This is a genomic window from Bacillus sp. LH1, assembly GCF_057924895.1.
Window position 1 is genome coordinate 1225566 of the sequence record NZ_CM175007.1, and the last position, 16344, is coordinate 1241909.

Below are 16344 nucleotides of genomic sequence, written 5' to 3' on the forward strand. Positions count from 1 at the left end.
CTTTTTTAAAAGGAATTTGTAACAAATTGTAGAATATAAGGAGCTGAAAGGGTGTGATTACGATATTTATCGCTAAAAGAGAAAACGGTGAAAAAATTCATTTACTCTATAATTGTAATGAAGAGCTTTTGCGCCGTATGCGTCAACAAGAACGATTCTTTTGTGTAGCTTGCGGAAAGGAAGTGCAAATGAAATTAGGGAAACAAAAAAGTTGGCATTTTGCTCATAAAAAAGTGGATTCATGTCTTGCCTTTTATGAAGCGGAATCAAAGTATCATATGCATGGTAAAGAATTGTTATATAGATGGTTCAAACGTCAAAACTTTCAGGTGGATATAGAGTACTACCTCCCAGAAATTAAGCAACGACCAGATATTTTTGTAGAGAGGGCGGGTAGAAAAATTGCAATTGAATACCAATGTGCAAACCTCGCTATAGAGCAGCTGTACAAAAGAACATATTCGTATTGGCAAGCTGGTATACAGGTCATTTGGATCGTTGGTGGAAATCAATTGAAAAAGCAATCTGCATATTGGATGAAATTTTCCTCACTTATGGCTTTCTCCTTACAATCTTATCCTCAGCCACTTCTTATTTTCTTCTGTCCGAAACAAAAATCATTTATGAAATGTGCATTTGTCACTCCCTTTTCTACAAATGTTTTTTTCTCACATACTATATATTTACCAACTGATGCGACTACTTTTGAAATGCTTTTTTCTCCTGTTCCTTTCGGGAAAGAAAGACTGGGTGAAGAGTGGAAGAAGAGAAAGAAAAACTTTCGCCAAAATGCCTTACCGATTTGGAATTATAATTATAAGTCATTATTACGCCTCTTATATCAATTTAAATGTACCCCAGCGAGCTTTCCTTCTGAAATTGGTGTTCCACTCCCTTCTGCATTTGCTTTTCAAACAAACCCATTTATATGGCAAGCTTTTCTATATATGAAGTGTATAGGGGAGCTTGCAGTGGGAGAGTGTATTTCTCTTCAATACGTGTGTAGTTATGTAAAAAGGTATACGAAAAGGCGGATACTTCCGTACTTTTCGCAGCACATATGGAAAATGGCAGTTACTGAATATATGACATTTTTATGCTATATAGGTGTTTTACGTAAAGTGGGAACTTATACGTACCGAAAAATAAGGGATGCCGTGATGTTAAAAACAGAGGAGGAAATTATGAAACATGATGAGATTTGCTTAATACATGCGCTATCTTTATTTGAGGCAAATTTTAACATGAGAGGAGGAAAAGCGGATATAATAAAGAATGATTGTGAAGGAATTACATAAGAAAAAACGAATTGTACTTAAGTAGAGATATTTAAAGGAGGGCTTAAAGAATGTCTGAACAAAACAAAGCGAAAGCATTACCAGATCGCAACGAGATTGAAGAAGCAAGTACGTGGCGATTAGAAGATATTTTCCAAACGGATGCAGAATGGGAAAAAGAATTCCAAGCTATTAAAGAGCTATTACCGAAGTTAACTGAATTTAAAGGGAAACTTGGTGACTCTGCGGACAATTTACTTGAGGCATTGCAATATGAAGATGAAATATCAATGCGATTAGGTAAGTTATATACATATGCTCATATGCGTTACGATCAAGATACAACAAACTCTGTATATCAAGCATTAAATGATCGTGCAACAAATTTATATTCACAAGTATCTAGTAGCACAGCGTATATTGTGCCTGAAATTTTATCGATTTCAGAAGATACATTGCAAACATTCTTGAAGGAAAATAGAGATTTAAGTGTATATGAACATGCATTAGAAGAAATTACACGTCAACGCCCGCACGTATTATCAGAAGCTGAGGAAGCTTTATTAGCAGAAGCATCTGAAGTAATGAGTTCATCAAGCAGTACATTCGGTATGTTGAATAACGCGGATTTAAAATTCCCATCTATTAAAGGGGAAGACGGAGAAGAAATAGAAATTACACATGGCCGTTACATTCAGTTTTTAGAAAGTGATGATCCTCGTGTTCGCAAAGATGCATTTAAAGCTGTATATGAAACGTACGGAAAATTTAAAAACACATTCGCAAGTACGTTAAGCGGAGCAGTAAAACGTAATAATTTCAATGCGCGTGTTCGTAAATATGATTCTGCTCGCCAAGCTGCACTGAGCAATAATAATATTCCGGAAGCAGTATACGATCAACTCGTTGAAACAGTAAATGACAACTTACATTTATTACACCGTTACATCGATATTCGTAAGCGTGCACTAGGACTTGATGAGCTTCATATGTATGATTTATATACACCACTTGTACCAGAAGTGAAAATGAATGTGAAATACGAAGAAGCGCAAGACCTTTTATTAAAATCTTTAAACGTACTTGGTGATGAATATGTTGATATTTTGAAAGAGGCATATGAAAATCGCTGGGTAGATGTGTATGAGAATAAAGGAAAACGAAGCGGGGCATATTCATCTGGTGCATATGGAACAAATCCGTATATTTTAATGAACTGGCATGATAATGTAAATAATTTATTTACACTTGCTCATGAGTTTGGTCATTCGGTGCATAGTTACTATACAAGAAAAACACAACCGCACGTATATGGTGATTATTCCATCTTCGTAGCAGAAGTGGCATCTACTTGTAATGAAGCGCTTCTAAATGATTATTTATTAAAAACGACAGGAGATAAGAAAGAGCGTCTATATTTATTAAATCATTATTTAGAAGGGTTCCGTGGTACTGTATTCCGTCAAACGATGTTTGCAGAGTTTGAACATATTATTCATAAGAAAGTACAAGAAGGACATGCTGTTACGCCAGACATGTTAACGGAAATTTACTATGATTTAAATAAGAAATATTTCGGTGACGCTTTAGTAATCGACGAAGAGATTGGTTTAGAATGGTCTCGTATTCCACACTTCTACTACAACTATTACGTATATCAATACGCAACAGGATTTAGTGCAGCGACAGCTCTATCTAAACAGATTTTAGAAGAAGGACAACCAGCAGTAGAACGTTATATTAACGAGTTCTTAAAAGCAGGAAGCTCTGATTATCCAATTGAAGTGCTGAAAAAAGCAGGAGTAGATATGGCATCTCCTGAACCAGTAAAAGAGGCGCTACAAGTATTTGAAGAGAAATTAAATGAATTAGAAGCATTATTATTTGAAGAAAAGTAATGAAAAAAGACGAGGGATTGTATCCTCGTCTTTTTGTTGAATAGATTCAATGTCGATATTTGTCGGAGAGAAAGGTGAATTTCTTTGTTTTTCTAACTGAAAGGATAGTTTTACGACTGATTTTTAAAATTAAAACCCTTTGAATCGTTTTTTATAATTGAAATAAGAGAGAGTGATAACGATGATTCCGAATAAAAGAGGTAAGGCAATAATTTTAGGAAAAGCTTGTAGTAGAGAGAGGATGTACAAGAAAAAAGAAACGATGACAGCTAGAAAGAGAAGAGCAATATAAGATTTTTTCATAAATAAACCCCCTAAATGACCTTTTTTATAGCTTATTCAAAAATGAAAACGTTTAGAATGTGACAAAAGTGTGAAATTCGACAAAAGGGGTTGTCATTTGACGTCGAATCTTGTAATATAATAAGCGTGAACGAATTCACATACAAACATATACCCCTTTGTTTGAACGTGAAAATTTCTCCCATCCCCTTTAATATTTTTATAAGCCGTAAAGAAGAAGACCTGGTGTTTACACCAGGTCTTTTTCTTTTGCTATCCATTTCCAATAACGTTCGCATTTTACTTCTATCATTTGTACTTTTCGTTTCAGTTGTAATTTTTTTAGTTCGCGTTCAATTTCTTGTTGCGGACAATCATAAATAAATGCTACTTCTTTTGAAGATATAAATTGTGTTGCCTCTAGTAACACTTCTAAAGGTGGTAATGGTTCTGGCTCAATTTCACATTTTACAAGTTCTTTCAATAATTGTACGTATACATCGTAGGAATAATTTCCAGCGATTTTAATACCTTCTTCATCTGAGTTCGCATGAAAAAAGACGAGGGAAGGTATTTCTGTAATATGCATTTCATTCGTGAATTTCAAGTCACACTGGAAAGCTTTTTTTGCACTAGCAGAATGTAGATCTTTTTTAAATTCTTCTACATCAATATTGCTATCTTTCGCACATGCAAGTAATAGTTCGCAGTCAGGGTTTGATACATTTTCAAGGAAAATGTATTCTTGGAGTTTTCGCAAAAACTTCGAACCTGCTTTTCGGCCTTGCAACTCCGCTGCCTTAATTGCCATCGAAACTAAATATGGTGTTGATGATGCTTCTTGCATATGTACCTTTCCATCACATGAAAAACCTTGTAAACTGGTTGTCTTTTCCCACACAAATCGAATATTAGCAGGTTTATTCCATTTGTGTGAGGAAGCGTTCGTTCCATCCACTTTTCCTGTTACGATATGACGAATAGAGAAGTATTTCCCGTATTCAAGCCATAGTTTAATAATAAAAGGCTCAATTTCCCAGCAATCTTTACAAAGTGGATCAATAAATAAATATGCTTCTACAGACTTATGCTCGCATGCGGAAGGAGATGGCATATTTATATGCTTTGCTTCCTGCTTATCCATTACACTTCACCTGTTTCGTTTGGAGTATTAACCATATGCTGAGCGGTTAATGCTAAACGTTCAAAAACAAACTCTCTTATATGACCATGAACTCCAGTATCATCCATTGCTTGCTCCATACATGATAGCCAAGCCTCTGCTCGTTTTGGAGTAATCTCAAACGGAAGATGGCGTGCCCTTAACATAGGATGACCATGTTCTTCAGTGTACAAATTAGGACCACCTAAATATTGTGTTAAAAATTGCTTCTGCTTCCTAGCGGTTTCTGTTAAATCTTCCGGGAAGATGGGAGATAAGTCAGGGTGTTTACTGACATAGGAATAAAATGTATCTACTAATATTGCAATGCATTGTTCACCGCCAATTCCTTCAAATGGTGTCATCGGTTGCTTGCTCATCCTTTATAAACTCCTTTTTCCATGAAATGTATATCTATTGTAGCAATGGAATGTTCGAGAGGGCAAATAAACAGCTTTCTCAAAGATTCTTTGCTTATTCTACGGGTGTAAACTTTTTTAGTGAGATGTATCCACTAGTGAAACATATTCACTAGTGGAATTTTCACTTTAGCGTGCTTTTTTTTGTTTGGCAAGGAAAAAGCGTTTTACTTTGTTATTTGTATGGCGAACAGGTATGTTATGTTGCGTTAATAAATGAATAAATGCAGCTTTTCCTGTTTCTTCATCTTGTACTTCAAATTCAATTTCATAATCATCGTGATTGTAATAGAAACTATGATCAAAGACAAGCGTTCCGCCTTTAAATAATGTTTCTGCTCTTTCTGTTGTTAAACTACCCATATATGTTAAAGCAGAAACAGGAATTTGTAATTTGTGTAATTGATCTACTACTGCTCCTTGAATGATTGTGTTTGTTCCCATCATCATTTTTGCTTCGTCTTCTGTTACGACTTGATGCGTTTCTAATAAACCGATTTCTGCAGGTTGTTTCAACGTTAACGTATAAGTTGCTCCTTTATGACGAATACGAAGTGCAGAGCCAGCTTCTTTTAACGAGAAGTCAGGTGTTTCAAAGTAGTGATTCACTTGTTTTGTAAATGCTTCAATAGAAAACGATTTACATAATGTATCGAATTCTTCTTTTGTAACGATATTTTTGAATTCAATTTCAATTTCTTGTGTCATTGTATAATCTCCTTTTGAAAAATAATTCTTTACACATTATCGCTTTTTCATAAATTTGGTTCAATGTTTTATTTGTTTGCGTCCATGTTATGATACAATAATACTGTTAAGTAAGACAGGAAGTTGAGATGGAGGAGTTAGAGCATGCAAAATAAAATCCAAGTTAAGAGCGTAGAAAAGAGAGAGAATGCTCTTATTTTTTGTGCGGAAAATAGTGAAATAGAGGTAAAGGAGTTAAGTGCGCGTAATCACGTACTTGTAGACTCAGACAATTTATCATTTTTATATATCTTAGAAAATGAATCATCTTTCATTTATGTAAGTATTCCGCACACATGCTGGGAAGCAATGCATGAAGCGATGAATAACGATGTGGTTATGTTCGTTCGCGTGAATGACATTGAAATGGAATTAGAAGGATTAAAAGAAGAAGTAGAATATTTAGTTGAAAATATTGAAGGTAATGCAAATTACGGAGAAGAATTAGTAACTGCTGTAGAAAAAGTATTTCTATAAGCAAATGGATTGATTTTGGTGGTGGTTGAAATGAATCGAAATTGGGAAGAATTTTTAGCACCTTACCACCAAGCGGTGGCAGAGCTAAAAGTGAAACTAAAAGGAATGCGTACTCAATTTGCAATGTTAACAGAGCATTCTCCAATTGAGTTTGTAACAGGAAGGGTAAAGTCGGTTGCAAGTATTATTGATAAAGCGGAGAAGAGAAATGTACCGCTAGACCGATTGAGAGAAGATATGCAGGATATTGCTGGGCTTAGAATGATGTGTCAATTTGTTGATGAGATTAAGCCTGTTGTAGAATATCTTCGAAAACGAAATGACTTTGAAATCGTGGAAGAACGTGATTATGTCACGCAAAAGAAAGATAGCGGTTATCGTTCTTATCATGTTGTCATTAGTTATCCTGTTCAAACGATTCAAGGTGAACAAAAAGTATTGGTAGAAATCCAAATACGCACGCTAGCAATGAACTTTTGGGCAACAATTGAGCATTCTTTAAATTATAAATATAGTGGACGTTTTCCTGAAGATATTAAAATACGATTGCAACGTGCAGCTGAAGCGGCGTTTTTATTAGATGAAGAAATGTCTTCTATTCGTCTTGAAATTCAAGAAGCGCAAAAGGCTTTTTCAAGAAAGCAAGAAACGAAAGATTCCGAATCATAAACTAAAGGGTGTTGGGCGATGAAATTTACAATTATGTCAAAGGGAGATCAATCATCAGATACACTGGCAAGCACGATGAAAGAGTACTTGCTAGATTTTGGATTTATAATGGATGAAAAGGAACCCGATATTGTAATTTCTGTTGGGGGAGATGGAACGCTTTTATATGCGTTTCATCGTTATTATAATCGATTGGATGAAACAGCATTTGTTGGTGTACATACAGGACATCTAGGTTTCTATGCAGATTGGTTACCGACAGAAGTAGAGAAATTAGTAATTGCGATTGCGAAAACACCATTCCAAGTGGTGGAATATCCGCTTTTAGAAGTTATTATTCGCTATGTGAATGGAAGTAAAGAGTCACAGTATTTAGCGATGAATGAGGCGACTGTAAAAAGTGCAGAAGGTACATTAGTAACAGAAGTAGAAATACGCGGAGAATATTTTGAAACATTCCGCGGAGATGGCCTTTGTATCTCTACTCCTTCAGGAAGTACCGCGTATAATAAAGCGCTTGGCGGAGCAATTATTCACCCATCTATTGAAGCGATTCAAATTGCAGAAATGGCGTCCATTAACAATCGTGTATTTCGTACTGTAGGATCGCCACTCGTATTGCCGAAGCATCATACATGTGTGTTAAAGCCAGCTGCAGGAATGAACTTACAAATTACAGTGGATCATTTAACGATGGTTCATCAAGATGTGAAATCAATCCAGTATCGCGTCGCAAACGAGAAAGTACGATTTGTTCGTTTCCGCCCATTCCCGTTCTGGAAACGAGTTCGTGACTCGTTTGTTGCAGATAAATAGAAAGGGTTATATATTTGAACAGATTTACATTGAAATGGGATATAGGGCCGGCTGAAGAGGGAACTTTAGTTAGGGAATTTTTGAAAACGAAAGGTATTTCTAAAGCCGCTTTAACGGATATAAAGTTTCATGGCGGAGCAATTGAAGTAAATGGTCAACATGCGAGTGTTCGTCATCAGTTGCGTGCTGGTGAAGAATTACGTGTCTTTTTTCCAGTGGAGGAAAGAAGTGAAGGGATGATGGCAGAAGATATTCCTTTATGCATTATATATGAAGATGACGCGGTTCTTATCATTAATAAAGAGGCGAATATGTCAACGATTCCGTCTAGAGAACATCCGGCAGGAAGTGTTGCCAATGCGCTGTTATCTCATTATGATAAGCAGCATCTTGCAAGTACAGTGCACATCGTAACACGTTTAGATCGTGATACTTCGGGGCTTATGCTTATTGCAAAAAATCGTTTCGTGCATCACCTTTTATCGAAGCAGCATCAACAAAAAGCTGTGAAACGAACGTATGAAGCAATTGTTCACGGAAAGATTGTAGAACGAGAAGGAATGATTGATGCACCAATTGGTCGAAAATCTGATAGCATTATTGAGCGAATGGTTTGTGAGGATGGACAAAGGGCAGTTACTCATTTTAAAGTAATTGATAGTACATATCATAAGACACATGTAGCGCTTGAGCTTGAGACAGGAAGAACGCATCAAATTCGTGTGCATATGGCTCATATAGGACATCCATTACTTGGTGATAGCTTATATGGAGGGAGAAGGGATGAAATGAAACGGCAAGCACTTCATAGTAAATCTTTGACGTTTTATCATCCTATTTTAGAGAAAGAGATGTCTTTCACTATAAAGCTTCCAAGCGATATGCAAGAAGTGTTGCGGCATACTTAAAAAGGGAACAAAATTCTTATATTATAAAGAATTTTGTTCCCTTTTTTCTTAGCGGAATAATATTAAAATTTGGTTTTCACCCGTACGCTTTATAACGAAAAATCCACTTTCGGCTTTTGTAGCAATGCCATTGTCATTTGGAAGACAAAATCCATGTGCTTCGCAAGTTCCGTCATCACGTACTAACATTTGTCCAATTAATCCGACAGGAAGCCACTCGGCGCGATCTTTTCTTGCTACATATTTGCGAGTTGGATCCCATTCTGTATTTAAAAGAGGTTGTATTTCTTCGGTTTCCGTCCATACATATTGGCGTTTTCCAAAGTTATCTGTTTTATAACGTTTTTCCCAACTTAAAGCCCCGCTATTTCCTATAAGGGCAGGGGTTGCACTAGATATTCCTAAAATGAACGAGTCGTGTGAAGTAGCTATCCGAATTTTTTCTTCGCTACTAAATGTAACGAAATAACCGACATCAATAGGTTTATGATCTTCGGTTTCAAACATTTGTGCAAAATCCGTTCCACTTGCATTGTAAGACGCACCCTCAATGTACATTTCTCCATTATGGGCAAGCCATTTAGCCCCGATATTATGGTCGGTGTCGCTTACACCATTTGCAATAAACCAAGAATAAGCTTCTTCTGCAGTGCCGAAGCGCCCCATAATATGGCTACCTGCAAAATGAGCTGTTGATGTATGATGACCTTCCGCATGAGAAGAGGATCCGTTAGCGATAGTTGCGGTTCCTTCTGCGTGTGCTGCTTCGCCTAAAGCAATCGTCTGTTTACCCTCTGCATGAGAATAAGCTCCGCCTGCTGTCGTTTCACTTCCCTCACTATGCGAACTATGTCCAGTTGCTTTTGAGTTTGATCCCTCTGCATGAGAGAAAGAACCTTTTGCGTGTGTTAATAAGCCTTCCGCATGTGCTGCCATGCCCTCCGCATGAGAGTGAAGCCCTTCCGCATATGCATATCGGCCGCCCCTTTTAACTTTTGTATTTTCAGGTGTAGGTGTCTCAATTATGAGTGGTTTTTCAGTTTGTATATCATTCGATGAAGCCAATGCCTCTTTTATTTTTTTTACTTTGTTTATAATAGCAGCTGGAATTTCTGGTTCCACTTTTTTATTTATTGCTACAGAAATATTTTCTTCCGTCTTTTCTTCTGTTTGATTAGAATGTATTACCTGTTCATCTTGATTTGAGAGCTGTTTATTTTTTTGTTGCATCTTTATTTTTCTGCGATCGATTATGCGGCTCATCACAGCATTTTCTAAAGAGACATATGTTGGTTTTACTTTGCTTTTTTTTGATGACTCTTGTTCTTCCAGTTCTTCTATCGCTGCAGCCCGAATACTACACCAGTTGTTAATTCCGTACATGGGCAGATATAAAGGGGGAAATTTTCTTTTTTGTTTAGAAGATTTTTTCTTCATTCTGTCACCTCCTGCGACATTATATGTAGTGTAATTAAAAAAAGATGCACTTTATTGCATCTTTTTTTAATTACTTTACCTAGTTTTATATGAGATCTGCCTAAATAATACGGTAATCTTTCGCTAAGTAAGGTAGTTATGAAATTGGACGGAATTTCTCAGCGACAAAAGGTAAAGAAGAAGGAACAGAGATAGTCTCCATTTCAGGATAACGTAATCCGGTTAATTTGCCACCAAATACAGCACCAGTATCAATATTGACTGTCTGATTGACGAATCGAGGTTCTGCTACTGGTGTATGTCCATATACAATCCAAGCTTGCCCCTTGTACTCTTGCGCCCAATCGCGACGGACAGGTGAGCCATCGGCATGCTTTTCTCCTGTAATATCGCCATATAATACAAAGGTTTGTACTTTTTTATCTCGTCTTCCTATGTAATCTTGCCGAATCCCAGCGTGACATACGATTACTCTTTTTTCATCTAGTATGTGGTAGAGGGGTGATTGTTCATAAAGAGTGATAAACTTTTCTTTTATAATGATTTGCTTATGAGAAGGAAGTGCCTCATATTCAGCAACAGTTGTTTCAAGTCCGTGAGCGACTGTTACATTACGCCCAAGGAAAAATCGATATAGTTTATTACAGTGATTTCCAGGAGCGTAATAAGCTTCTTTTTTATGTATGACAAGTTCCCATACAATTTCAATCATACGTAATGAATGAGGACCACGGTCTGTAATATCGCCAACGAATGCAAGTTTACGTTGGTCAGGGTGAACCGGTAGACCGCTACTCCAGTTATATCCTAGCTTCTCTGTTAAATTTTGAAACTCTTGGAAGCATCCATGAATATCTCCTATAATGTCATATTTCATATTTAAACCTCCATCGTATTTTTCATTAGTATATCTGAAAAAGGATAGAGATAAAAATATAGCGTTTTTGTGTTGTTCATTTAAACATAAAGATTTTCGTTCTTGAGCGAACATTTAAAATGAATCCAATCGCAATCATGTATGTAAGCAGTGAACTTCCTCCGTAACTCATAAGAGGTAATGTTATCCCTGTAATGGGGAGTAATCCGATTGTCATCCCGATATTTTGGAATACTTGGAAAGTAAACATTCCGATTGTACCAGCGCAAATGTAACTACCGAAAGGGTCATTACTTTCTAAAGCAATATGAATCATTCGAAAAATGAGTAAGAAAAAAAGAGAAATAATGACACTTGCGCCTAGAAATCCAAATTGTTCAGCGACATTAGTGAAAATAAAATCTGTATGTGGTTCTGGAAAATATACTTGTCCATTTTCCCACCCTTTTCCTTGCATTTCTCCGGATCCAGTCGCTAAGAATGCTTGTCTTAATTGATAGCCTTGTGCATCATATTTGTAAGGTGCTAACCATCCGTAGAAGCGATTTAATTGATATTCTTTTAAAATGTGTGCTTTAAAGAAATCTGTGTGAGTAAAAAAAATATATATTAATGTAGATCCAGCAACGAAAGTACCTGAAACTAATCCAAAAATAAAACGCCATCGTATGCCAGAAACTAGTATCATTGCTGCAAGCATCGCTGAAATGACCATTGTGTTTCCTAAATCTGGTTCTTTTGCAATAAGTAGTAGTGGTGGCAAGCTTGTCGCAAATATTTTTCCAAGTAGTAAAAAATCATCATGTATCGTTTGGGAAAAATATTTCTCATTATGATTTGCTATAATTCGTCCAATGACGATAATTAAAAACAATTTCATAATTTCAGAAGGCTGAAAATTTCCGATGCCTGGGAGCCTGTACCAAGCGGTAGCGCCTTTAATTGTAACGGCACCTGGTACTTGAAGTTCTAGCCCAATAAGTAGTACCATTGCAAAGCTGTACAAATACCAAGCAATTTTTTGATAACGATCGAAGTCGATAATCATAATAACACCAATGGCTATAAATCCAATGAAATACCATTGGATTTGCTTTAGTACAAAATTGACGTTTTGTAAAAATGGCGGTAAAGAGGCTTGCGCACTTGCAATAGCACAACAACTAACAATCCCAATGGCAAATAAAATAAATAGTAATACGTAGTCTATTTGATATTGAGAATTTGGATCTTTCAATGTAGGTATTCCTTTCTACTGCTCTTTATAGTAATGGATTTTATCCCGCATTAATGGGCAGTAATACCCCCACCTCAAAATTCAGCGAAAGCGAAGAAGTTAGGTGGGGGATCAACTGGCCGTAAAAGCCCGATTGGTGAGAGCTGATTAAAGTTTCACTTTATAGTATGAGAAAGAATGTATGAACTATACGAATGATTCACATATAGTCCATACACTTTTAATTTTGCAGAGTAGTTTAATTGTTTAGCTCTTTAATAATTATATCCAAACAATGAGAGAGACGTACATGTGCGTCAGGAAAAATATCTAGTTGATGAAGATAGTATTTTAAGGAACTTTTACACCATTGGTAAGCACTAAGTAGAGCTGCTCTATAGTCCGTAGTATTTTGTAAAAAGCCATATTCTTTTGCTGTTATAACAAGGTGTGTGAAATCTTCACAACCTTGAAGGAGCTTATTGTGTATTTGTTGTCCAGCATGGTAGCGAAATTGACTTAAAGGCTCAGAAATGTATATTGCATTTCCTTTAGAAAGTAAAGAAATCCATGAGGCCATATCAACACTACAAGAATATTGTCGCTCTTTAAGGGTGCCAAAAGGTTCAGTGAGCAATTCCTTTCGGAACAAAGTAGTTGTAGGCTCACCGATAATGTTGTGTCCGCCCTTTAACATCCAATTACCTAAAAATATCCCGTTTAATGGGGTGTCTTCACTATATAACCTTTGTGTTGGATGGGAATCACCTATTAGATTTCCATGATCATCAATGCGTACTCGATAAGAAGTAACAAGAGCAAGATTTTTATTGGGATCTTGCTCAAAATAGGTCATCATTTTTTGTATTTTATGCTTATAAAACACGTCATCGTCCATTAAAAAATTTATATACTCACCATTTGATTTTTCTATGAGCATAAGGTCATTGTGAAATTGTCCTAGAGTAGGGGTATTTCGAATGTATGTTATATTTTTATAATTTGGTAAGTATTGTTCACGTATTAAAGTTGCTGTTTCATCATTTGTACTATCATCTCCGATGATGATTTCAATATTTGAATAAGTTTGTGCCAATGCACTTTCTAGAGCAATTTTGAAATAATGAGGCCGATTATAAGTAGGAATAAGGATGGAAACGAGAGGTGGATTTTTTTCATTCATCATACATAACTTCCTTTCAGAAGCTTTTTTTTGTAAGAACAATATCTTGGTAACTTGTATATTCATGTCTGCCGCACCATAAACCGTAATGCGGCTTATTGATTATTTCTAGGCCGTACTTATTCAATAGATTGCAAATATCTGTCTCAGGATAAGCAACTGCGAAATTCGGAATATCTTTATTTACAACGTAGCAATTTTCGATTCGATGATAAAAACCTAATGTACTTTGTCCTGCATTTAAATAATAGGACGATTCAGGGTTTATAAGAAAGAATGTAATGAAACATCTCCCGTCTTTTTTTAATACACGTACAATTTCAGATACGTAATGTTCTAATTCTTTTGGGAGAAGATGTGTAAATACAGAAGTTAAAAAGATAAAATCGAATGTTCCGTCTTCATAGGGAAAACGATATTGAGAGGCATCTTCTTTTCCTTCCGGATTATAGAATTGATTGTATATGTCAACATGTTCAAAGTGAAAATTATTACGCATAGTTGAAATGTTATTTTGACACCAAGTAATTCCATCTTTAAACAAATCAAATCCATAATACGCTCCATCATCATTTAAGTAATTCATTAATGGTACAGCCATTCGGCCGACACCGCAGCCTACATCTAATACTTTTTCATTTGATTTTAAAGCGCCAATTTGAATAAAATGCTTTAGGAACTCTTTTCCAACCTTTTTGAAGTCGCCACCTACATATTGGACGAGTTCAGGAGGGGGGAGTAAAGTCATTTCTTTGTTAAATTCGCTCATGAGTATACCCCTTTCTTATGTGAGAATATGCAGTAACTCTATTAATGAAATTTTCAATTTGTAGTGAGAGAACACAGGAAAACAATTATTATATGTAGGGAGATTCCGAAAAAGAATACTTAATTGGATCAGAAGTAAGAGAAGAATGAGTGAAAATGGAATCTCCTATAGATTAAATCTTTTTTATTCTTTTCTCCAATAAACGCCAAATACATCAATTTTAGTAATAGGGGCTTTTAAATTCCGTTGATTTCTAAAGTCTGTCACAGCCTCAGCGCATGGTGGTAGCCCGTAGTCATCGATAATTATATAGCCACCTTTAGAAACTTTATCATATAAGTTCACGAGACCATCCATGGTGGATTCATACATATCACCATCAAGCCGTGCAATTGCTATTTTTTCAATTGGTGCTGTTGGTAAAGTATCTTTAAACCAACCTTTTAAAAATTTCACTTGATCATTTAGTAAATCATATTTTTTGAAATTCTCTTGTACTTGTTCTAAAGAGACGCGTAAGTAATCGAATGTGTGTAAATAATCACCGTAATCTTTTGGATATTGCTCTAGATTCGGTGCTGGCAAACCTTCAAATGAATCTGCAACCCACACATTACGATCCGTAATGTTGTTTGCTTGTAAAAAACCATTCATAAAAATGCATGATCCTCCGCGCCATACACCTGTTTCAATAAAATCACCTTCTATATTTTCACGAACAACGGTTTCCATCGCCTCTTGTAATTGGTTCATACGTTCTCGACCAATCATGCTATGTGCTGCTCTTGGCCAATCCATTCCATCATGACGTTCACTTTTTGAGACATTTGGTTTTACAATTTTTAAGTTATGGTTTTCGGCATATTGCTTAATGAATAAAGGGAGGGGGACTGTAACTGGTTCGAATTCTAGTTCTTTCGAAATATGTAGAGATGCGGGTAAGTATGCCTCATATTCTAACCATATTTCAAATAAAATTGTCTTCTTTAGCAATTCGAGATAAAGCTGAACAGCAGATTTACTTTCCATATTTGTGCCTCCTGCAAAATGTCATACAACAATATGATTATGTAGGTACCGAATGTTTCATGATTGAATTTGAAATTGAAAAAAGCAGTAAAACTGATATCAGTTTTACTGCTAAGTAAAAATTAAGCAACCTTTTCAATAATAATGGATGCACTCGTGCCAAGAGCTAATGATAGCCCAAGCCCTGTAACAATTACTTCAACTAATGATGGAGTTGTCGTAATTTGCGTAATTGCTTGAATAACGATAGGTGCTCCGAGTGAGATTAAACTCGATCCAGTACCTGGTACAGGTACTCCATTCACTTGGATTGTAAGACCTCCTAATAGACTTGCAGTTGCAGTGTTAGCGATAACAGTGATTTTATAGAATCCAGTTTCACTAATTACGAAAGTATCAGCATCTAATTGAGAAATTGCTGTACCAAACTGAGATCCAACAGTATTAAATGGTACTGGATCATTAATTCCTAAATCTAAAGAAATCCCACCGGAGTTAAATGCGTATAGTCCTGCTGGAAGTCCTAGTCCTGATGGTCCAGTCGGTCCAGTCGGTCCAGTAGCCCCAGTCGGTCCAGTAGCTCCAGTAGCTCCAGTGTCACCAGTCGGCCCCGTAGGTCCAGTAGCTCCAGTGTCACCAGTCGGCCCCGTAGGTCCAGTAGCCCCAGTGTCACCAGTCGGCCCCGTAGGTCCAGTAGCCCCAGTGTCACCAGTCGGCCCCGTAGGTCCAGTAGCCCCAGTGTCACCAGTCGGCCCCGTAGGTCCAGTAGTCCCAGTGTCACCAGTCGGTCCAGTCGGCCCCGTAGGTCCAGTCGGCCCAGTCGGCCCCGTAGGTCCAGTCGGTCCAGTTGGCCCGGTAGGTACAGTCGGCCCCGTAGGTCCAGTCGGCCCAGTCGGCCCGGTCGGCCCAGTCGGAAGGGTAAACGGTGGTATCGGTGGTAATGTAGGTCCTACAAGATTAGGGTCAAATGCACTAGCTGATAAAGATTCATCGGGATTTAATCCATTTGAATAATTATTATTTGACATAAATTCACCTCCATAAAGCGTTCATTATATAGTAGATGCAAAACCGAAAGAAAATGACACGGACATTTGAATTATTGAAAAGAAATCTTAAACTACTTGAACAATTTAAAAAAATGGAAAGTTTAGTATATGTATAACATATGATTGATT

General features: G+C 36.7%; 17 protein-coding genes. 6 read left to right on the plus strand and 11 right to left on the minus strand.

Annotated features, from left to right (window positions below):
- Window positions 1-53 precede the first annotated feature (53 nt).
- Together ACX9TM_RS06430 and pepF are read left to right on the plus strand one after the other, a co-directional pair.
- Window positions 54-1298, plus strand: coding sequence for a competence protein CoiA (locus ACX9TM_RS06430; RefSeq protein ID WP_065382045.1), 1245 nt, complete (start codon window positions 54-56; stop codon window positions 1296-1298).
- Window positions 1299-1348: 50 nt separating this feature from the next.
- Window positions 1349-3175: an oligoendopeptidase F gene (gene pepF / locus ACX9TM_RS06435; RefSeq protein WP_065382046.1), complete on the plus strand. Its 1827-nt coding sequence runs from the start codon at window positions 1349-1351 to the stop codon at window positions 3173-3175.
- Between the two features lie 129 nt (window positions 3176-3304).
- On the opposite strand, the gene ACX9TM_RS06440 is transcribed toward pepF, so the two are convergent.
- The 4 genes from ACX9TM_RS06440 to ACX9TM_RS06455 all read right to left on the minus strand — a co-directional run bounded on the left by ACX9TM_RS06440 (window position 3305) and on the right by ACX9TM_RS06455 (window position 5746).
- Window positions 3305-3478: a hypothetical protein gene (locus tag ACX9TM_RS06440; protein WP_000750355.1), complete on the minus strand. Its 174-nt coding sequence runs from the start codon at window positions 3476-3478 to the stop codon at window positions 3305-3307.
- Window positions 3479-3707: 229 nt separating this feature from the next.
- Window positions 3708-4601, minus strand: coding sequence for a ClpXP adapter SpxH family protein (locus ACX9TM_RS06445; RefSeq protein WP_000360645.1), 894 nt, complete (start codon window positions 4599-4601; stop codon window positions 3708-3710).
- Complete coding sequence (locus ACX9TM_RS06450; RefSeq protein WP_000043390.1) at window positions 4601-4999, minus strand: globin domain-containing protein; 399 nt, start codon at window positions 4997-4999, stop codon at window positions 4601-4603. The genes ACX9TM_RS06445 and ACX9TM_RS06450 overlap by 1 nt, the downstream gene beginning before the upstream one ends.
- Window positions 5000-5167: 168 nt before the next feature.
- The gene (locus tag ACX9TM_RS06455) at window positions 5168-5746 is read right to left on the minus strand and encodes a CYTH domain-containing protein (protein ID WP_065382047.1); all 579 of its coding nucleotides are present in this window, start codon (window positions 5744-5746) and stop codon (window positions 5168-5170) included.
- 144 nt (window positions 5747-5890) lie between these two features.
- Between ACX9TM_RS06455 and ACX9TM_RS06460 the strand changes: the two genes are divergently transcribed.
- From ACX9TM_RS06460 to ACX9TM_RS06475, 4 genes are read left to right on the plus strand one after another with little or no spacing between them, the layout of a single operon-like run.
- Window positions 5891-6262: a UPF0738 family protein gene (locus tag ACX9TM_RS06460; protein WP_001180003.1), complete on the plus strand. Its 372-nt coding sequence runs from the start codon at window positions 5891-5893 to the stop codon at window positions 6260-6262.
- A gap of 30 nt (window positions 6263-6292) precedes the next feature.
- Window positions 6293-6931, plus strand: a complete 639-nt coding sequence (yjbM, locus tag ACX9TM_RS06465; RefSeq protein ID WP_001081482.1) for a GTP diphosphokinase — start codon at window positions 6293-6295, stop codon at window positions 6929-6931.
- Between the two features lie 18 nt (window positions 6932-6949).
- Window positions 6950-7747: an NAD kinase gene (locus ACX9TM_RS06470; protein ID WP_000673190.1), complete on the plus strand. Its 798-nt coding sequence runs from the start codon at window positions 6950-6952 to the stop codon at window positions 7745-7747.
- Between the two features lie 14 nt (window positions 7748-7761).
- The gene (locus ACX9TM_RS06475; protein WP_001079134.1) at window positions 7762-8655 is read left to right on the plus strand and encodes an RluA family pseudouridine synthase; all 894 of its coding nucleotides are present in this window, start codon (window positions 7762-7764) and stop codon (window positions 8653-8655) included.
- 48 nt (window positions 8656-8703) lie between these two features.
- Here ACX9TM_RS06475 and ACX9TM_RS06480 read toward each other — a convergent pair whose 3' ends face one another.
- The 7 genes from ACX9TM_RS06480 to ACX9TM_RS06510 form a co-directional block, all read right to left on the minus strand.
- Complete coding sequence (locus tag ACX9TM_RS06480; RefSeq protein WP_000730518.1) at window positions 8704-10092, minus strand: peptidase G2 autoproteolytic cleavage domain-containing protein; 1389 nt, start codon at window positions 10090-10092, stop codon at window positions 8704-8706.
- 136 nt (window positions 10093-10228) lie between these two features.
- Window positions 10229-10969, minus strand: coding sequence for a bis(5'-nucleosyl)-tetraphosphatase PrpE (prpE, locus tag ACX9TM_RS06485; protein WP_033695708.1), 741 nt, complete (start codon window positions 10967-10969; stop codon window positions 10229-10231).
- 76 nt (window positions 10970-11045) lie between these two features.
- Window positions 11046-12206 (minus strand): FtsW/RodA/SpoVE family cell cycle protein, encoded by a 1161-nt coding sequence (locus ACX9TM_RS06490; protein ID WP_000654702.1) that lies wholly within the window; start codon window positions 12204-12206, stop codon window positions 11046-11048.
- Window positions 12207-12444: 238 nt separating this feature from the next.
- On the minus strand, window positions 12445-13371 hold the full coding sequence (locus ACX9TM_RS06495; protein WP_000980807.1) for a glycosyltransferase family 2 protein: 927 nt from the start codon (window positions 13369-13371) through the stop codon (window positions 12445-12447).
- 13 nt (window positions 13372-13384) lie between these two features.
- Window positions 13385-14137, minus strand: a complete 753-nt coding sequence (locus ACX9TM_RS06500) for a class I SAM-dependent methyltransferase (protein WP_001288765.1) — start codon at window positions 14135-14137, stop codon at window positions 13385-13387.
- A 183-nt stretch (window positions 14138-14320) separates the two neighbouring features.
- A complete protein-coding gene (locus ACX9TM_RS06505) occupies window positions 14321-15166 on the minus strand; it encodes a TylF/MycF family methyltransferase (protein ID WP_000444381.1) in 846 nt (281 codons plus the stop codon).
- 122 nt (window positions 15167-15288) lie between these two features.
- On the minus strand, window positions 15289-16194 hold the full coding sequence (locus tag ACX9TM_RS06510) for a BclA C-terminal domain-containing protein (protein ID WP_065382048.1): 906 nt from the start codon (window positions 16192-16194) through the stop codon (window positions 15289-15291).
- Window positions 16195-16344: the final 150 nt, after the last annotated feature.